General features: G+C 72.5%; 16 protein-coding genes. 10 read left to right on the forward strand and 6 right to left on the reverse strand.

The genetic code is table 11. The annotated features are described in order from the left end of the window. Positions 1-61: 61 nt before the first annotated feature. Entirely contained in the window at positions 62-1,642 is a 1,581-nt protein-coding gene (locus ACIF80_RS31010; RefSeq protein ID WP_399810648.1) for an IucA/IucC family protein, read from the reverse strand. A gap of 105 nt (positions 1,643-1,747) precedes the next feature. Here ACIF80_RS31010 and ACIF80_RS31015 point away from each other — a divergent pair, with 105 nt between their 5' ends. The 3 genes from ACIF80_RS31015 to ACIF80_RS31025 are packed head-to-tail and all read left to right on the forward strand — an operon-like array spanning position 1,748 to position 5,430. Beyond that, positions 1,748-3,271: an IucA/IucC family protein gene (locus ACIF80_RS31015; protein WP_399810650.1), complete on the forward strand. Its 1,524-nt coding sequence runs from the start codon at positions 1,748-1,750 to the stop codon at positions 3,269-3,271. Between the two features lie 57 nt (positions 3,272-3,328). Next, positions 3,329-4,603 (forward strand): VWA domain-containing protein, encoded by a 1,275-nt coding sequence (locus ACIF80_RS31020; protein WP_399810651.1) that lies wholly within the window; start codon positions 3,329-3,331, stop codon positions 4,601-4,603. After that, positions 4,603-5,430, forward strand: coding sequence for a hypothetical protein (locus ACIF80_RS31025; RefSeq protein ID WP_399810653.1), 828 nt, complete (start codon positions 4,603-4,605; stop codon positions 5,428-5,430). Before ACIF80_RS31020 ends, ACIF80_RS31025 begins: the two co-directional genes overlap by 1 nt. Positions 5,431-5,569: 139 nt before the next feature. Here ACIF80_RS31025 and ACIF80_RS31030 read toward each other — a convergent pair whose 3' ends face one another. Next, positions 5,570-6,235, reverse strand: a complete 666-nt coding sequence (locus ACIF80_RS31030; protein WP_399810654.1) for a winged helix-turn-helix transcriptional regulator — start codon at positions 6,233-6,235, stop codon at positions 5,570-5,572. Positions 6,236-6,326: 91 nt separating this feature from the next. Between ACIF80_RS31030 and ACIF80_RS31035 the strand changes: the two genes are divergently transcribed. Then, positions 6,327-7,535: a pyridoxal phosphate-dependent aminotransferase gene (locus tag ACIF80_RS31035; protein ID WP_399810656.1), complete on the forward strand. Its 1,209-nt coding sequence runs from the start codon at positions 6,327-6,329 to the stop codon at positions 7,533-7,535. A gap of 97 nt (positions 7,536-7,632) precedes the next feature. Then, positions 7,633-7,914 carry a hypothetical protein gene (locus ACIF80_RS31040; protein ID WP_399810657.1) on the forward strand — a complete coding sequence of 94 codons (282 nt, stop codon included), beginning with the start codon at positions 7,633-7,635 and terminating at the stop codon, positions 7,912-7,914. A 147-nt stretch (positions 7,915-8,061) separates the two neighbouring features. Here ACIF80_RS31040 and ACIF80_RS31045 read toward each other — a convergent pair whose 3' ends face one another. Continuing rightward, positions 8,062-8,931, reverse strand: a complete 870-nt coding sequence (locus ACIF80_RS31045) for a helix-turn-helix domain-containing protein (protein WP_399810658.1) — start codon at positions 8,929-8,931, stop codon at positions 8,062-8,064. Positions 8,932-9,214: 283 nt separating this feature from the next. Between ACIF80_RS31045 and ACIF80_RS31050 the strand changes: the two genes are divergently transcribed. After that, on the forward strand, positions 9,215-10,108 hold the full coding sequence (locus ACIF80_RS31050; RefSeq protein ID WP_399810844.1) for an MBL fold metallo-hydrolase: 894 nt from the start codon (positions 9,215-9,217) through the stop codon (positions 10,106-10,108). A gap of 147 nt (positions 10,109-10,255) precedes the next feature. Here the strand turns inward: ACIF80_RS31050 and ACIF80_RS31055 are convergent, their stop codons facing one another. Then, positions 10,256-11,584: an MFS transporter gene (locus ACIF80_RS31055; RefSeq protein ID WP_399810659.1), complete on the reverse strand. Its 1,329-nt coding sequence runs from the start codon at positions 11,582-11,584 to the stop codon at positions 10,256-10,258. Positions 11,585-11,869: 285 nt separating this feature from the next. Next, complete coding sequence (locus ACIF80_RS31060; RefSeq protein WP_399810661.1) at positions 11,870-12,661, reverse strand: IclR family transcriptional regulator; 792 nt, start codon at positions 12,659-12,661, stop codon at positions 11,870-11,872. Between the two features lie 138 nt (positions 12,662-12,799). Between ACIF80_RS31060 and ACIF80_RS31065 the strand changes: the two genes are divergently transcribed. The 4 genes from ACIF80_RS31065 (at position 12,800) to ACIF80_RS31080 (ending at position 16,103) form a co-directional block, all read left to right on the forward strand. Next, positions 12,800-13,474, forward strand: a complete 675-nt coding sequence (locus ACIF80_RS31065; RefSeq protein WP_399810663.1) for a hypothetical protein — start codon at positions 12,800-12,802, stop codon at positions 13,472-13,474. A gap of 58 nt (positions 13,475-13,532) precedes the next feature. Continuing rightward, positions 13,533-13,955 (forward strand): acyl-CoA thioesterase, encoded by a 423-nt coding sequence (locus ACIF80_RS31070; protein ID WP_388434153.1) that lies wholly within the window; start codon positions 13,533-13,535, stop codon positions 13,953-13,955. 383 nt (positions 13,956-14,338) lie between these two features. Then, positions 14,339-15,220 carry a lysozyme gene (locus ACIF80_RS31075; protein WP_399810665.1) on the forward strand — a complete coding sequence of 294 codons (882 nt, stop codon included), beginning with the start codon at positions 14,339-14,341 and terminating at the stop codon, positions 15,218-15,220. A gap of 208 nt (positions 15,221-15,428) precedes the next feature. Next, positions 15,429-16,103, forward strand: a complete 675-nt coding sequence (locus tag ACIF80_RS31080) for a peptidoglycan recognition family protein (RefSeq protein ID WP_399810667.1) — start codon at positions 15,429-15,431, stop codon at positions 16,101-16,103. An 88-nt stretch (positions 16,104-16,191) separates the two neighbouring features. Here the strand turns inward: ACIF80_RS31080 and ACIF80_RS31085 are convergent, their stop codons facing one another. Next, positions 16,192-17,571, reverse strand: a complete 1,380-nt coding sequence (locus tag ACIF80_RS31085; RefSeq protein WP_399810669.1) for an 8-oxoguanine deaminase — start codon at positions 17,569-17,571, stop codon at positions 16,192-16,194. Between the last annotated feature and the right edge of the window lie 19 nt (positions 17,572-17,590).

Below are 17,590 nucleotides of genomic sequence, written 5' to 3' on the forward strand. Positions count from 1 at the left end.
CCGCGACCACGCCGTGGCCCGGAGGGAGGGGGCGGCGAGCCGGAGCGACCCGTACCCGTGTCTACTCCTCCGCCAGCGGGTTGCGCACCGGCAGGTAGCGGGCCGCCGCTCCGTCGGCGTCGGTCCAGCGCAGGAGGAGGTTGGTCTTGGCGGGGAGGGTGGGGGCGGTGAGGAGGGCCTGGGCCTCCGGCAGGGAGTGGCGGGAGAGTTCCCGGCGGGCCGCGGGCCACGGGGTGAAGCCCGGGTGGTGTTCGGCCAGGGCTGCCGCGACTTCCGTCAGGTGGTTGACGATCAGGCAGTAGACGAGGCGCTCCCAGCCCGCTTCCCTCGTCACCTCCGGCAGTAGTTTCACGCCCTCGGCGTCCCGGTACAGGGCCTGGACGGGCATGCCGTCGGTGTCGACGGCGATCAGGGTGTTCTGCAGGTGGGCCTCGACCACGACTCCGTGCCGGGCGAAGGCCCTCAGCGCCGGGGGGACCACCTGGGCCAGGTAGGCCTCCCACCAGGTGGCGGGAGCGGGAGTGGTGGCGAGCGGGTTGCCGTCGTACTCCTCCGGCAGGGCGGCGGCGAGGTGTGGGGTCGTGCCGGGCAGCAGGTGGCGGTGCAGGCCGTCGCGGACCAGTACGGCCAGTTCCTCGAAGGCGAAGTCCGCGGTGCGGTGGCCGCGGTCGCTGAGCCAGGCCGCGGGGGCGTCGGGAGTGGCCGAGGCGGCGAACGCCTCGCGGGTGGCCCGGTCGGTCCGGCCGCGCCTGAGCAGGTCGTGGCGCCACAGGCGGCGGATGTCGTTGGTGATGCGCACGTCCAGGCTGAACTTCAGGAACAGGTCGTGCGCGGGCGTGTACACGGTGCGGATCGCGGCCGTGGGCCATACCGGGAACGCGGTCGTGCCGAGCCTGATCAGACGGCCGTCGGCGAACGCGGGGGCCAGGCTCCGGGCCGCCAGCTCCACCTGCCAGGGGTGGGCGGGCAGGAGGCGGTAGCCGGGCGGGGCGGTGCCCAGCCGGTCCAGGGCGGAGGTGTCGCCCTCCTCCACCACCGTGTCCTCGCGCAGTCCCAGCAGCGTCAGCGGGAAGCGGGCGTACGCCTCCGGTGCGTACGGCAGCCAGCTCGCCGTGGGGCCGGTGCCGCGCGCCTTGGGGGCGGGGTGGTGGGTGTGGCCGGTGAGCAGGGACTGTTCGGAGCGCAGGTACGGGTCGGTGGGCGGGGTGGCGCCTGCCCGTGCGGCGAGCAGCGCGGCCACCGCGTCGCGGCTGTCGGTCATCTCGGCCGGCAGTTCCCGGTTGGGCACGCCGGTGTGCCGGTGCAGCTCCTCGGCGACGAGTTTCACCAGTTCCGGGTGGCCCAGACGGCGCCATGTGCCGTCCTTCGCGCGTACCTCGGGTGCCGTGGGACGCCGGGTGCCGTGGACGCGGAGCAGGCGGCCGGTGCCGGGCAGGCGGTACGTCCGGGGGGTGCCCGGCCCTTGCTCCCGGTCGCGGCCCGCGTCCTCGTCGGTCACCGGTTGTGCGACCTCGCGCAGCAGGCAGTTCAGCAGCGGGGCGGCCGCGTACGCGTCGGCGCGGGCGGCCGGCCGGGCTTCCTCGGCAGCGCGGGGTGCCGCGTCGTCGTCTGCGGGCGGGGGCATGGGGTCCACGCGTTCCACTGTTTCCCTACGGTCTGTCCGGACGGAGACGATCAGTATGTCCGCGTGTCCGCCACGGACCGGCAGTTCGTTCCGCAGCACCTTTCGTACCCGAGGAGCCCGCCTGTGCACCGTCCCTCCGCCGTCGAGGCCGAAATCGCCGACGAGCTGGCCGTCGTACGGCCCGCGCTGGTGTCCCGGTACGCGGCAGCGCTGCCAGGGGCCCGCGCGGCCGTGCTGAGCCGGCTGTGGCGCGGTCTCGCGCACGATCCGCTGCCGTGGGTTGCGCGCCGGGAGCCGGACCGTCATGGGCTCACGCTGCGGCTGACGGACGGCCGCCGACTGCGCGGCCCGCGCCCGGATCCGTATGCGACCGCCGCGTACGTCACCGTCGTACGGCTGGGCGAGGTGGCGTACGGCGATCCGGCACGGTTGATGGGGGAGCTCGCCGTACCGCACTCGGCCGCCTTCGCCGCCGAACTCGCGCACAGTGTCGCCTCGTTGGCGCTGTCCCGGGCGGGAGCGCAGGAGGAGGAGAGCAAGGAGGACGCGGACGCGTGGGACCGGGACCAGGACTGGGAGTGGGAGCAGCGGGTGGTCGACGGGCATCCGTTTCATCCCAGCTGCCGGTCCCGGCCCGGCTTTTCGGTGGCCGACCAGTTGGCGTACGGACCCGAGCACCGGCCTGTCGTGGAGTTGGGACTGATTCCGGTACCGGCCGGGGACTGTCTGGTGACGGGGGTCTGGCCGAAGTGGCTGCGGGACGGGGAGCGGGTGGTGATCCCGGTGCATCCCTGGCAGGCGGCGCATGTGCTCGAGCGGGAGTCCGCGGGGCGGATGGCGGCGCGTCCGCTGATGGCGCTGCGGACACTCGCGCTGCCCGACGGGCCGCACGTGAAGACGGCGTTGAGCGCGCGGCTGACGTCGTCGGTGCGGGACATCTCGCTCGGTTCGGTCGCCGCGTCCGCGGTGCTGTCGGAGTTCGGGGAGGCGATGGCGGCCCGGACCGGCGGGCTGTTGCACATCACCCGCACCCTGGGTGCCGCGGCGGCCGGTTCCGCCGATCTGGCGGCCGTGGTGCGCGAGTCGCCGCAGGAGTACGCGGCGGCCGGGGAGCGGGTGGTGCCGGTGGCGGCCCTGGCGGCGACCGGGCTGCCCCGCTCCCCCGCCCGGGCGGCCCGGTTCGCACGGCTCGCCCTGACGGTGGGGCTGCGACTGCTCGACCTGGGTGTGGCGTTGGAGGCGCACGGCCAGAATCTCCTGGTCGTGCTGTCGCCGGACGGGGAGCCGGTGCGGCTCGTCTACCGTGATCTGGCCGACCTGCGGATCAGCCCGGCGCGGCTCGCCCACCACGGCATCCCCGTGCCCGAGTTGCCCGCCCGCATGGTGACGGACGACGAACGGGCCCTGCGGCGCAAGCTGTTCGGCTCGCTGGTGGCGGGCGCGCTGGCCGGTACGACGGGTTCCGGCCCGGCGCTGCGGGCGGCGCTGGAGAGTGCCGTGCGGGATCTGCCGCGCACCCCGGATCTGGCGGCACTGCGCGGCGAACCGCTGCCCGCGAAGGCGCTGACGCTGATGCGGCTTTCATCGCGGGCGGCCGGGGACGAATGGGCGGAACTGCCCAATCCCCTTCAAGGCGAGCCCTTGTAGGGCCGGCCCCGGAGCCCCGCTTTGAAGTGCGGTGATTCCGATCAATAGGATCCGGCGATGATCAGAAGAAAATGGCCGGCAGCGGGCGTCGGTGTCCTGCTCGCCGCTCTGACGGCGGGGCTCGCCTTCCCGTCCGCGGCGGTCGCCGGTGAACCCACCGGCCAGGACGCGCCCCAGGTCGACCTCGTCCTCGATGTGAGCGGCTCGATGCGGACCCGGGACATCGACGGGCAGTCCCGGATGGCCGCGGCGAAGCAGGCGTTCAACGAGGTGCTGGACGCGACGCCGGAGGAGGTCGAGCTGGGGATCCGCACCCTCGGAGCCGACTACCCCGGCGACGACAAGAAGGAGGGCTGCAAGGACACCGCGCAGCTCTATCCGATCGGCCCGCTGGACCGCACGGAGGCCAAGACGGCGGTGGCCACGCTGAGCCCCACCGGCTGGACCCCGATCGGCCCCGCCCTGCTGAAGGCGGCCGGCGACTTCAAGGACGGCAACGGTTCCAAGCGGATCGTACTGATCAGCGACGGCGAGGACACCTGCGCCCCGCTCGACCCGTGCGAGGTGGCCCGGGAGATAGCGGCCAGGGGTATCGGTCTGACCATCGACACCCTGGGCCTGGTGCCGAACGCCAAACTGAGCCGGCAGCTCAGCTGCATCGCCGAGGCGACCGGAGGCACCTACACGTCGGTCGAGCACCAGGACGAACTGACCGACCGCGTCAATGAGCTGGTGGACCGCGCGGCCGAGCCGGTGGTGACGCCGGTCGCGACCGAGGGTGCCGCGTCGTGCGCGAAGGCGCCGACGCTGGAGTCCGGTCTCTACACGGACCGCGAGGAGTTCGGGCAGCAGCGCTGGTACCGGGTGGACGTGCTGCCGGGCCAGGAGCTGCGTGCGTCGGTGAGTGTGGCGGCGGACCGGGCGGTGAACCCGGACTACGGCGTGCTGCTGCGGGCCGTCACGGTGCACGACCGGGAGATCGTCCGCGGCGAGGCCGCGGACACCGGCCGTACGGACGTCCTGTCCACCGGCCTGCGCTACCCGAAGCCCGAGCGGGACGACGACGACAGCGACAAGCCGGCCGCCGAGACGGTGTGCCTGGCGGTGACCAACTCCTTCTCGCCGGGCTCCGGTGTGAAGACCGCGCCCGGCCTGCCGCTGGAACTGACCATCGATGTCGTGGAGGGCCCGGACGGGTCGAGCGACGTGGCCTCCTTCGGCCTGGGCCGGGGCTGGTGGCTGCTCGGCACGCTGGTTCTCGCCGGCTTCCTCGCCGGTCTCGTCTGGGGCTGGCTGTCACGCTGGCGGTTCGCGGTCTGGAGGACCAGCTGATGCGTATCACCCGCTTGTTGGGCGCGGCCCTGCTGACGTTCGGGCTGTCCGCGGCTGCCGCGGCCCCCGCCATGGCCGACTCCACCCCCTCCCCCGGCGCGTCGTCCGAGGACGGCGCCGGACCGACCCGCGCGGGCACCTCGTTCCGCACCGCGACGGAGTTCGAGCAGGGGCAGACCGCGACGGCGCGCGCGTCCGTCGGCGACTACCTGTACTGGTCGTTCCCGGCGGGTACGGGGCAACGCCCCACCGTCGAGGCGTCGGTGAAGCTGCCCGAGACGCACGCCGCCGAGACCTGGCGGATCGACGTGTACGACGGTCTGCGCCGCCGCCAGGCCTGCCAGTACGGCGCCCAGACCCGCACCGCGGCGGCCGACGCGGCCTCCGTGGAGCTGAGGTGCGTGCTGCGTACGGTCCGCGCCTGGTCGGAGCCGTGGGCCAACGACCCGCTGCCGGGCACGTACTACATCCGGCTCACGGCGGTGAACCTCACGGCGGCCGACCTGGGCCGGTCGGTGGACATCGAAGTCCGGGCCGGATCGAAGGAGATGGGCGGAGCGGCGGCGGTCGACGGCTCGCTCTCGGAGCCGCTGGTACCGGGCATCGCGCTGCAGAACACCGCGGACGACCAGGACGGTGACGGGAACGACTCGCCGGCCGCCGTACTGGCCGACCTCAAGCCCGAGGACGGCTGGACCTCGGGCTGGTGGTCCGGCCGTTGGGTGTGGACCGCGGTGGGCGGTGCGCTGGCCGCACTGGCCGGGGTCGCCGGCTACCGGCTGACGCGGGGAACGGGACGGCCGTCCCGGGTGCCGCCGGGCGTGTGACATCCAGCGGGACGCCCAAGGGGGCGTCCCGCATGTGACGCCCCGTCAGGAGGCCCGCCCTGTGCGGGCCTCCTCCCGTTCACGGCCGTGCCTCCCGCGCACGGCCGCGCCTCCCCTTCGCGGCCGTGCGCGCCTCCCGTCACGCCTCCCTCAGCGCCTTGGCGAGCGGGCCGTCGCCGCTCACCGCGACCCTCCCGTCGCGTACCGCGTCGGCGACGGTCGACTCCCCGCGGCTGATCGCCGTACAGGTGCCGGTGTCGAGGACCAGCGTGGCGTCGGGTTCGCCGGGGGCGGGTCCGTCACCGTAGACCGGCCCGTCCCCGGCACCGACGCGCAGGTGGAACAGCCCCTCCTCCAGCCTGACTTCGACCAGGCCACCCCCTCCCGCGCCCTCCCCCTCCCCCGCGTCCGCGCCCACGGCGTCCAGGGCGCGCAGCAGGGGCAGCGCGAACCAGTGCGCCCGCACCGCGTCGGTGGGCCGCCGCTCCCCCAGCGCCTCCTGCCCCCACACGCCGAGCGCTTGCAGTACGGACAGCAATGCGCGTCCCCGGCCGGTGAGTTCGTACACGTAGGCCGCGCCGGGCGGGGGCAGCCTGCGCCGGGTGGCCAGTCCTTCGCGTTCCATGTCCTTCAGCCGTGAGGCCAGTACGTCCGTGCTGACGCCGGGGAGGTCCGCGTGCAGGTCGGTGTAGCGTCGCGGGCCGGCGAGGAGCTCGCGGACGATCAGCAGGGTCCAGCGGTCGCCGACGGCGTCGAGCGCGCGGGCGGCGGAACAGTACTGGTCGTAGCTTCGGCGAGGTGACATGCGACGCAGTGTAGACAAGGTGTTGGACTTTCCAAGCAGTCACTTGGTAAAACCAAGCAAGCAACACCGGATACTTGAGGGGAAGCGGCGCATGGAGTTCCGGCAGTCGAGCAAGCTCAGCGAGGTCTGTTACGAGATCCGCGGCCCGGTCATCGAGCACGCGAACGCGCTGGAGGAGGCGGGGCACAGCGTGCTGCGCCTGAACACCGGGAATCCGGCCCTGTTCGGCTTCGAGGCGCCGGAGGAGATCCTCCAGGACATGATCAGGATGCTGCCGCAGGCGCACGGCTACACCGACTCGCGGGGCGTCCTCTCCGCCCGCCGCGCGGTGGCCCAGCGCTACCAGACCCTGGGCGTGGAGGTCGACGTCGACGACGTCTTCCTCGGCAACGGCGTGTCCGAACTGGTGTCGATGGCCGTCACGGCGCTGCTGGAGGACGGCGACGAGGTCCTCGTCCCCGCTCCCGACTTCCCCCTCTGGACGGCGGTGACCACCCTCGCGGGCGGCAAGGCGGTCCACTACCTGTGCGACGAACAGGCCGACTGGTACCCGGACCTGGACGACATGGCGTCGAAGATCACGGACCGTACGAAGGCCGTGGTCATCATCAACCCCAACAACCCGACCGGCGCGGTCTATCCGAAGGAGATCGTCGAGGGCATCCTCGATCTGGCCCGCCGGCACGGCCTGATGGTCCTCGCCGACGAGATCTACGACCAGATCCTCTACGACGACGCCGTGCACCACTCGGCCGCCGCGCTCGCCCCCGACCTGGTCGTCCTCACCTTCTGCGGGCTGTCGAAGACGTACCGCGTGGCGGGCTTCCGCTCCGGCTGGCTGGTGGTCACGGGCCCGAAGCAGCACGCGAAGAACTACCTGGAGGGCCTGACCATGCTGGCCTCCATGCGCCTGTGCGCCAACACGCCCGCCCAGTACGCCATCCAGGCCGCGCTCGGCGGCCGTCAGTCCATCCGCGAACTGACCGCCCCCGGCGGCCGTCTGCACGAGCAGCGGGACGTGGCCTGGCGCATGCTCAACGACATCCCCGGCGTGAGCTGCGTCAAGCCCAAGGGCGCCCTGTACGCGTTCCCGCGCATCGATCCGGCGGTCCACAGGATCCACGACGACGAGAGGTTCGTCCTCGACCTGCTCCTGCGGGAGAAGATCCAGGTGGTCCAGGGCACCGGCTTCAACTGGCCCTCCTCCGACCACTTCCGCATCCTGACCCTCCCCCACGCGGACGTCCTGGAGACGGCGATCGGCCGGATCGGGCGGTTCCTGGGCGGCTACCGGCAGTAGGGAACCGGGAACCACCGGCGGGACGACCGCGTCGGATCAAGGTATGAGTGAAGAGAGACAGGAGAGACGGGGCTGCGCGGGTATCCTCCTGGCGGCCATGGGTGCTGTCGTGGCGGTGCTCGCCTGGGCGCCGAGGGCGCGGGTCAGCATCGACGGCGGCTTCGAGGGCATGCACCGGGACCTGAGTGTCCTCTACGTCGACCTCCCGCTCATCGCCGTCGGCGGGGCGCTTGTCCCGCTCGCCGCCTGGCTGCTCACCCTGCGTGCGCTGCGCCGCCCCTGGCTCGCGGCCGCGCTTGCGGCGGGCGCCCTCGCACTCGGGATCTGGGGCCTGCTCAGTTGGTGGACGCCCTACCAGCGACCCGAGTTCACGGGTTAGGCCCCCCTGCCGGGGTCGCGGGAAGGCGAGGTCCCGACGGCGGTGCGGACGCCACGTCGGCCCGCCGGCCCGCAGCCCGGCGAAGTACGGGTGCAGTCCGGCGAAGTACGGGTGTGTCCGGGTCCCGCGGCTCTCGCCGGGTCCACCTCATCCGTGCCCCTCGCCGATGCCGCAAGCCTGTTGCAGCACCGCCAGTGCTGTGGAGGAGGCGGATCCGGGCTCCACGGTGAGGGTGACGAGGGACTGGTGCGGTTCCTGCGGGACGTGGAACGTCTGCTGCGTGACGGTCAGGTCCCCGACGGCCGGATGGGCCAGGTCGTAGACGTCGCGGCCGCAGGTCTCGACGGTGTGTCCGGCCCACAGCGCGGCGAACTCGGAGCTGTGGATCGCCAGTTCGCCGACCAGCGCGGCGAGGCAGGCGTCTTCGGGGTTGCGGGCCGTCAGGATGCGCAGGTTGCCGACCACCGCGCGGGCCTTGGCGGGCCAGTCATGGTAGAGAGCGCGGGTGTGCGCGTCCAGGAAGACCAGCCGGGACAGGTTGGGCCGGGTGCCCGGGTCGTCGGGCGAGGCGAGGTCCGTGTGTCCGGCGAGCAGGGCGTGCCCGGCTCCGTTCCAGGCCAGCACGTCGTTGCGGCGGCCCACGACCAGTGCGGGCACCTGGCCCATGGCGGCCAGCAGCGTACGCAGATCGGCGGAGGCGTGCTCTTCGGGAGGCGCCGCCGGTCCGCTCCGGTGACTCGTCCTCGTCGACAGGACGTGCAGGTGTTCCCGCTCGGCCGTGGTCAGGCGCAGGGCGGTCGCGAGCGCGTCCAGGACCTCGGCCGAGGCGTTGAGCGACTGGCCCTGTTCGAGCCGGGTGTAGTAGCCGACGCTGACCCCCGCGAGCATCGCGAGTTCCTCCCGGCGCAGCCCGGGCACCCGGCGCCGGTCCCCGTACCGGGGCAGGCCGACGCCCTCCGGGCTCAGCTGTGCCCGCCGCGCCGTCAGGAACTCACCGAGCGGTGATCTGCGGTCCATGGCGCCCAGTATGCGCAGCAGCGGTGTCCACCGCCTGCACCTGTCAGGGGTAGGCAGGAGCGGGCCTGGTCACCCCGGCCGGGGTCCTCCAGAGTCGACCGCACGGATCACGGCGAAAGCCGCCCCGTATCCGCTGCTCACCCACCGTCCACGGCACCACCGGACGCATCGCGACCCGGCCCTGCGCGTCACACCCGAACGAGGGAGACACATGCCCACCACCCCACCCGCGCCGCCTTCGCCCACGGAAGCGGCCGTCTCCACGGCACCCCGGGTCACCACGATGCGACTGGGGGACGTCGAGATCACCCGCGTCATCGAGTTCTCGGACATCTCACCGATGACGACCGACGTCTTCTTCCCCGGCAGCGAACCGGAGGAATGGCAGCGCCATGCCGCACTGCTGGACCCGGATCACTGGGACGCCCGCACCGACCTGACGCGCGTCGCCACCCAGTCCTGGGTGGTGCGCAGCGAAGGCAGGGTCATCCTGATCGACACCGGTGCGGGCAACGGCAAGTACCGTCCGCTGCAGCCGATCTGGTCGTACCTGAACACGAACTACCTGGACGATCTCGCCGCGGCCGGCATCGAGCCGGAGGAGGTCGATCTCGTCGTCAACACCCATCTGCACGACGACCACGTCGGCTGGAACACCCGGCTCGACGGACGCGACTGGGTGCCCACCTTCCCGAACGCGACCTACCTCATGCCACGGCCCGACGTCGAGTACTGGCATCCGGAGAACCTGCCCCGCACCAGGTTCGGCCGGGGGAACCAGAACGTCTACGAGGACAGCATCGACCCGGTGATCGATGCCGGGCTCGTCAGGACCTGGGACGGCTCCTACGTCATCGACGCCAACCTCCGGCTCGAACCGGCACCCGGGCACACTCCGGGTTCCTCGGTCATCCACCTCGAGTCCGGGGGCGACCGCGCGGTCTTCGCCGGTGACCTGCTGCACGGTGCGATCCAGGTCCCCGAGCCCCACCTCAACAGTTGCTTCGAGGAGGACGAGGACGCCGCCCGCACCAGCCGGGCACGGATGTACGCCTACGCCGCCGACCACAACGCCCTCGTGCTGCCCGCTCACCTGCCCGGCCACGGCGCCTTCGAGATCCGGCGCAAGGGCGCCGGGTTCGAGATCTCCGGCTGGGCGCCCTTCTCCCGCACCTGACCACCGGCTCGACAGCCCGGCGGGGCCCGACCACTTCCGCATCCTCACCCCCATGTGGAGGACCTGGAGACGGCGATCGGCCGGACCGGGCGCTTCCTGAGCGGCTACCGGCAGTAATAGCCGGTAGCCGCTCAGGAAGCGGTGGCGTCAGGCCCGGCGGCTCGGGATGGCGAGGAGGGCCGCGGCGCTCAGGGCGGCGGCTGCGGCGAAGACGTAGAAGACCGTGGTCGGGCCGAGAGAGGCCGTCAGGATCCAGCCGCCGAGCAGCGGCGCCACGATCGCGCCGCCGCGCCCGAAGCCCGAGACGTAGCCGAGTGCCGTGGCCCGGATCGAGGCCGGGTAGCTGGACGCCACCCAGTCGTTGAGCACGGTCAGGGACGAATGGGCACCGACACCGGCGAGCGCGGTCAGACAGAGGACCACGACGGTGTTGCCGCCCAACGACAGGCCGACGACGGCGACCGCGGAGAGTGCCGCACTGCCGATGGTGACGAAGCGCGGGCCGATCCGGTCGGCGACGGCGGCGATGGCGAACGAGCCGGTCACCGCACCCAGATTGAGCACGAGCGTGAACTGCAGCGCCGAGCCGAGCGGGTAGTCCATCTCGCGCATCAGCTGGGTCAGCCAGGTGTTCAGGCCGTACCAGGCCAGGAGCACCGCGAAGTTGGCGACGACGAACAGCACGGTGGTGCGGGCCCGGCCGTCCGACAGCACGGAGCGGGCCGGTGAGGGGTTCTTCGCCTCGGCCGTCGGTCCGCCGGACGCGAGGCCTCCGCCGGACTCGGGGCTGCCGACGGACACCGGCGAGGGAGTGGCTCGGGGGCCGGGGGCGTCGGCCGCTCCGGGCCGCGAGTCCGGCAGCAGGGCGTACGCGCCGGCGAACACCAGCGTCGACAGTGCCGCGCCGACACCGAACAGGCCGCGCCAGCCGAGGGACTCGCCCCACGCGGCGGCGGTGAGCGCGGCGAGTACACCGCCGACCGGAACGCCCGCGAGGACGATGGTCGCCACCAGCGCGGAGCGACCGCGCGGCGCGTACTCCTTCGCGAGGGCCACGCAGGACGGCATCACACCGCCCATGCCGATGCCGGCGAGCAGCCGGAAGAGACCGAACTGCCAGGGCGTGGCGGCGACGGCACAGCCGACGGTGAACAGGGTGAAGATCACTCCCGACGCCAGCACGAGACGACGCCTGCCGAGACGGTCGGCGAGGGGCCCGCAGACGACGGCGCCGATGAGCATGCCCAGATAGACGAGGCTGCCGAGAGTTCCGGCGAGGGACTTGTCGAGGCCCAGATTCGAGTCGGCGAGCATCGACGGCATCGCCACGCCGTAGACGATGAGGTCGAACCCCTCGACCGTGATCGCCGCCGTGCACAGGGCGACGACCGCACGGGTCAGGGCGCGGGTGCGCCGGTCCGTCGGGTCCGGAGCGGGGGGCCGGGCGGAAGCGGGGGCTTGAACATCAGTGGTCATGCAGCCACGTCCTGTCGCGGAGAGGTGGGGGGAGGGAGCCGGGCGGGCCGCGATGCGGAGCACCGACACGGTGGGCGGCTCCGCAGACCCCGGTGTTCTTCCGGCGACAAGCGAATGACCCATCGGTGACCAGAATGGAAGCAGCGCTGTTGCGCAGAGAGCAACAGAACTGTCCAGTAGTTCCGCTCTGCGGTACAGAGGAAGCATTTTTTTGCACTACGGGCCCGCCGCCGTACCATGCTCCCCCGCTTCGGCCGTGTGCGTACGAGGACGCCGACCGCCGACTCAGAGTGCCGCCTCCATGCGGCGCACCGCCTCCCCGAGCACAGCGGCCGCATCACCGAGGCGGGCGCGGGTGAAGCGCAGCGAAGGGGCCGAGACGACCATCGCCGCCACGGCGCGGCCGCCCGGCTCCCGCACAGCGGCGCCCACCGCGGAGATGCCGCGCTCGGTACCTCCGATATTGACGGCGTAGCCCCGCCTGCGGACGGTCTCGAGCGTGCGGTGCAGTGTCTCGGGGTCGGTGTCCGCCTGCGCGGTGCGCCGGGTGCCGTAGATGTCGGCGAGTTCGGAGACGCCCAGGTCGGCGAGGAGCACCTTGCCGCCGGCGGAGAGGTGCGCGGGCAGGCTCACGCCCGTGCGGCTGCCGACGCGCAGTGCGTGCGTTCCCTCGATGCTGTGCAGAATGCGCGCCTCGGCCCCGGCCCTGACCGCCAGGTGCACCGTCTCGCCGAGTTGCCCGTTGAGCCACAGCAGGTGCGGCCGGGCGGTTTCCACGAGGTCGTACTCGGAGCGCTGGGACATCCCCAGGCGGTAGAGCGTGGGGCCGGGCCGGTACACCTTGTCGGCGCCCTGCACCGCGAAGCCGCGGCCGCGCAGGGTGGAGAGCAGACGATGAGCCGTGGACCTGGCCACACCCAGTTCGTCGGCAGCCTCGCTCAGCCGCACGCGCCCCTGCTTGCGGAGCAGGAGCAGCAGGGAGAGGGCGTTCTCCACGGATTCCAGGCCTTGCGCGGGCTTGCCGCCCGCGCTCCGCGGTTTCGCTCCGGGCCGCGACGTACGATCTGAGTTCTCCACAGCGGAATTCTACGACCGGCTCATGGAGCGGCACGCATCGCGCCGAAGCTCCGGACGCCGGGAGTGTCAGTGTTCGGTCGTAGTCTTCGAAAGGATCGGAAAGGCCGACCGGGCGGTCGGGGACCGGGGGTGGGTGCGGTGACGAGAGCGTTGGGCGCGGGGCTGCGGCGGGTGGTGGAGGCGGCCGATCCGGTCAGCGGGCGGGTCAAGGGGACCGAGGTCCAGCTTGCGGGACTGGTCAAGCGCGGGCTGGCGTTCCGGCACCCCCGTGCGCCGCACGGTCACTTCCTGACGCCGGCGGGGCACCGGATGCGGGATCGGATCCGGGAGGGGGACAGCGGCGCGGAGGGGAAGAACGGCGCCGGGGCGGCGGAGGGGGCCGCCGGGGGTGCGGCCGCCGCCGACGGGGTGTTCGCCGCTCGGGTCGGCGGGGAGGAGGGGGCGGCCGAAGGCGGCGCCGCGCGGTTGCGTGAGGTGCGGAGTGCGTGGCAGGGGCTGCTGGAGTTGCGGCGCATGTCGCACACGGACGGTGCCACCGACCGGCCCTGCGGCTGGGAGCGCGGCCATCTGGTGCAGGCCGCCGCGCTCGCCCTGGAGGCCGCGGGGCACCGTCCCGCCGGAAAGGGTGCCGGGGCCGACGGGTACCGGGTGCGGGAGACGCCGCAGCCGGAGGCCGTCGCCGTGTACGAGGCGGACGGCGAGGCGCTGCGGGCCTGCGCGGCCACCCTGGAGGCGGCCGGCTGGCAGGCCGGGGAGTACACGGAGCCGCGGACGCGGGCCCGGTACCTGCTGGCCTCCCCGCGCCGCGTATGAGGGCCGTGCCAGGATCGGTGCTCGACGCAGCGAACCGAACAGGCATGAAGGGGCAGTAGTGAGCGAGCCGTTTTCCGTCCGGGTGACCGTGCGCGGATACGAGACCGACGTGCAGGGCCACCTCAACCAGGCCGTGTACCTCAATTACGCGGAGCACGCGCGCTGGGAGCTGTTCCACGAGGCGGGGATCACGCAGTCCGCGCTCGCCGCGCGGGGCGTGGGGCCGGTCGTCCTGGAGACCACCATCCGTTACAAGCGCGAGCTGCTCGCCGGCGAAGAGGTCGATGTGACCTGTGCCTTCTCCTGGAACACCGGCAAGACGTTCCGCGTGGAGCAGGTCATCACCAAGGCGGACGGCACGGTCTCGGCCGAGATCACGGGCGTCGCCGGTGCGCTGGACCTCAAGCAGCGCAAGCTGCTGCCGAACCCGCGGGACATCTTCCGGGAACTGGCCAAGGACCCGGAACGCTTCGGCCTGTAGGACCGACGGGACCGACAGGACCGACAGGACCGCATGGTGGCCGTACCGGGAGCCGAGCTCCCGGTACGGCCACACGCCGTTCCGTCCGGAGCCGGCCCCGGTGCCGGAGGCGCCGGACCGGCCTCGCTGCCGCGGGCGGCCCGTGGCGCGGAGGCCGCGCCCGCTTTCACCCCGTGAAAGTTTCCGCCGTCAGGACGGCAACGTCGCAGGCCGTCCGAACCGCCAGTGGACCAGACCTCCAGCGGCGGCCGAACACCCTTTACACGTGCGGAATCCACATGCGTAACTTATGACGCGCGCACGTCAATCAGCACAGGTTTGCCCAGGTGGCACCGGCCGACGTCACCTCCTCTCTCATCCCCACATGCGTACAGGAGGCAGCCATGTCCTCGTTCCCCCACCTCTTGACCGGCCCCCGCAGACGGGTCACCACGGCGCTCGGAGTCCTCGGCGCGGCACTCGCCCTGACGGTGACCACCGCCCCCGGAGCCACCGCCGCACCCCGGCCCGGACCGGACCGCGCCGAGGTCGCTCCCGGCAACGCGTACATGGGTGTGGGCGCCCGGATCCACGACGACGTCCCGGCCGAAGAGCCGTCGATGGGCATCATGGCCCCGACCGACGGCGTCCAGGGCATCGACGTCTCGCACTGGCAGGGCAGCATCAACTGGTCCTCCGTACGCGGCTCGGGCATCCAGTTCGCCTGGATGAAGGCGACCGAGGGCACCGGCTACAAGGACCCGAGCTTCAACACCAACTACCCCGCCGCCCACAACGCCGGCGTGATCCGCGGCGCGTACCACTTCGCGCTCCCCAACGCCTCCAACGGCGCGACCCAGGCGAACTACTTCGCCTCCAGCGGCGGCGGCTGGTCGCGCGACAACCTGACCCTTCCTGGTGTCCTGGACATCGAGCACAACCCGTACGGGGCGATGTGCTACGGCCTGTCCACCACTCAGATGCGCACCTGGATCAACGACTTCTACACCACCTACAAGTCGCGCACCGGCCGTGACACGGTGATCTACACGACCGCGAGCTGGTGGAACACCTGCACCGGCAACTGGACCGGCATGTCCGCCAAGAGCCCGCTGTGGGTGGCGCACTGGACCAACACCTCGCCGACCCTCCCGAGCGGTTTCCCGACCTGGACGGTGTGGCAGTACACCAGCACCGGATCGGTCGGCGGCGTCGCCGGCAACGTGGACCGCAACCAGTTCAACGGCTCGCGGGACCGGCTCCTGGCCCTCGCCAACAACACGTGACCCGTACCGGCACGCCCCGCCACGGCATGCCCCGCACCGGCACGATCCGTACCGGAAGCGTGGACTGACGCCGCCCCACCACGTCCGTCACCGCGCATCCGGCACGCCCGCACGGCCGAGCGCCTCCGCACGTGAACACGCGGTGGAGCCGACGACCGACCCCGTCGGCTCCACCGTTTCCCCCCACCCCCTCCCCCAAGGAGTGCTCGTGAACGCCGAGAACGCGCTCCGGCGCCGCCTCCTGCTCGCCGGGGCGGCCGGCCTGGCCGCCGTCGCCGCGCTGCCGGGCGCCGCCCGCGCGCAGAGTTCCGCCCGTACGCAGGGCGCCGGGGCCATCGAGCCAGACATCGACACCACCGCGGCCTGGGGCGCCCGTGCCCCGCGGGGAACCATCAGCCGGCTCTCGTACCGGCCGAGCCGGATCATCGTCCACCACACGGTGAGCGCCAACACCACGAACTTCTCCCGCGCGCAGGCCCACGCCCATGCCCACTGGGTCCAGGACCTGCACATGGACGACAACGGATGGGTCGACACCGGCTACCACTTCCTGGTCAGCCGGGGCGGCTGGATCACCGAGGGGCGGCACGGCAGCCTCCAGGCTCTGGCGGGCGGGACCGGTTTCGTCCTCGGCGCCCACACCTCCGGGCAGAACAACCAGGCCGTCGGGATCGCCAACGAGGGTTCGTACCACGCGGGCGCGACACCGCCGCAGGCGCAGTGGGAGGTCCTGGTCGCGCTGTGCGCGTACACCTGCGCACGCTACGGCATCGCCGCCACGCAGCTCTACGGCCACAAGGACTACGGCGACACCCTCTGCCCCGGGGTCTTCCACGCCATGCTGCCCCGGCTGCGCGACGAGGTGGGGGCAGCCCTGGCGTGAGACAGGCCGCCCTCACAGGGCGGCCTGGAGACATGGCGGGCCCGCCCGGGGCAACTCGGGCGGGCCGGTACCCGTTCAGGACCCGCGCTCAGCGCTGTGCCGCGATCGCGGCCAGCCGCCGGGCCTGTGCGCGGGTGGTACGGGCGATCTCGTCCTCGTCGGCCGTGCGCAGCCGGCCGCCCTCCACGATCTGGCGGCCGTTGACGAACGACGCCGTGACCGGCGCCGGCGCACCGAGGACCAGCGCGGCCACCGGGTCGGCGATGGAGGCGTGGGCGAGGGTGTCCATCCGCCACAGCACCAGGTCGGCGAGCTTGCCCGGCTCCAGCGAGCCGATCTCCGCCGCCCGGCCCAGGACCCGGGCGCCTCCGTGGGTTCCCAAACGCAGTGCCTGACGTACCGTCAGAGCGGTCTCCCGGTGCGGGCCGAGGCGGTTGACGAGCAGGGCGTTGCGCAGTTCGGTGTGCAGTTCGCCGGACTCGTTGGACGCGGTGCCGTCCACGCCGAGGCCGACCGGGACCCCGGCGGCCAGCAGGTCGGGGACGCGGGCGATCCCGGCGGCGAGGCGGGCGTTGGAGGAGGGGCAGTGGGCGACGCCCGTCCCGGTGCGGGCGAAGGCGGCGATGTCGGAGTCGTTCATGTGGACGCAGTGCGCCATCCACACGTCCTCGCCGAGCCAGCCGGTGGACTCGAAGTAGTCGGTCGGGCCCATCCCGAACAGTTCGTGGCAGAACTTCTCCTCCTCCACCGTCTCCGACCCGTGCGTGTGCAGGCGCACGCCGAGACTGCGCGCCGACTCCGCCGACTGCCGCATCAGTTCGGTGGAGACGGAGAACGGGGAGCAGGGTGCCACGGCGACCCGGGTCATGGCGTCGAAGGAGGTGTCGTGGTGCTGCCGGACGGTCTCCTCGGTCGCGGCGAGGGCGTCCTCGATCGTCTCCACGGCGAAGTCCGGGGGCAGGCCGCCGTCCTTCTCGCCGCGGTCCATCGAACCGCGGGCCAGGGTGAAGCGGACGCCCATGTCGCGGGCGGCGCGGATGACGGCGCCGGACAGGTCTCCGGAACCGCGCGGGAACACGTAGTGGTGGTCCACGGCGGTGGTGACACCGCCGCGGGCCATCATCGCGAGGGAGCCCCGGGCGGCGGCGTGCACCATCGGCTCGTCGAGTCGCGCCCAGGTCGGGTACAGCGCGACGAGCCAGTCGAACAGGTTCCGGTCGGTGGCCAGGCCCCGGGTGAGCCACTGGTAGAAGTGGTGGTGGGTGTTGACCAGGCCGGGCGTGGCCAGGTGCCCGGTGGCGTCGATGCGGCGGACGACGTTCTCCAGGCCCTCGGGGGCCCTGCCCTCACCGAGCGACTCGATGCGGTGGCCGGCGAGGACGAGGTACCCGGAGGCGTACTCGGTGTCCTTCGCGTCGACGGTCGCGATCGCGCAGTTCTCGATGACGGTGCGCTGGACTGCTTCCATGGTTCGTCTCTCCACTCGC

It is taken from the genome of Streptomyces sp. NPDC085927, assembly GCF_044540975.1.
GTDB lineage: Bacteria > Actinomycetota > Actinomycetes > Streptomycetales > Streptomycetaceae > Streptomyces > Streptomyces hirsutus.

Excerpts from the sequence above, each read along its gene's own strand:
- ACIF80_RS31045 (WP_399810658.1), bottom strand. The coding sequence starts at position 8,931 with ATGGACCGCAGATCACCGCTCGGTGAGTTCCTGACGGCGCGGCGGGCA.
- ACIF80_RS31050 (WP_399810844.1), top strand. The coding sequence starts at position 9,215 with ATGCGACTGGGGGACGTCGAGATCACCCGCGTCATCGAGTTCTCGGAC.
- ACIF80_RS31020 (WP_399810651.1), top strand. The coding sequence starts at position 3,329 with ATGATCAGAAGAAAATGGCCGGCAGCGGGCGTCGGTGTCCTGCTCGCC.
- ACIF80_RS31030 (WP_399810654.1), bottom strand. The coding sequence starts at position 6,235 with ATGTCACCTCGCCGAAGCTACGACCAGTACTGTTCCGCCGCCCGCGCG.
- ACIF80_RS31075 (WP_399810665.1), top strand. The coding sequence starts at position 14,339 with ATGTCCTCGTTCCCCCACCTCTTGACCGGCCCCCGCAGACGGGTCACC.
- ACIF80_RS31025 (WP_399810653.1), top strand. The coding sequence starts at position 4,603 with ATGCGTATCACCCGCTTGTTGGGCGCGGCCCTGCTGACGTTCGGGCTG.
- ACIF80_RS31040 (WP_399810657.1), top strand. The coding sequence starts at position 7,633 with ATGGGTGCTGTCGTGGCGGTGCTCGCCTGGGCGCCGAGGGCGCGGGTC.
- ACIF80_RS31085 (WP_399810669.1), bottom strand. The coding sequence starts at position 17,571 with ATGGAAGCAGTCCAGCGCACCGTCATCGAGAACTGCGCGATCGCGACC.
- ACIF80_RS31035 (WP_399810656.1), top strand. The coding sequence starts at position 6,327 with ATGGAGTTCCGGCAGTCGAGCAAGCTCAGCGAGGTCTGTTACGAGATC.
- ACIF80_RS31055 (WP_399810659.1), bottom strand. The coding sequence starts at position 11,584 with ATGACCACTGATGTTCAAGCCCCCGCTTCCGCCCGGCCCCCCGCTCCG.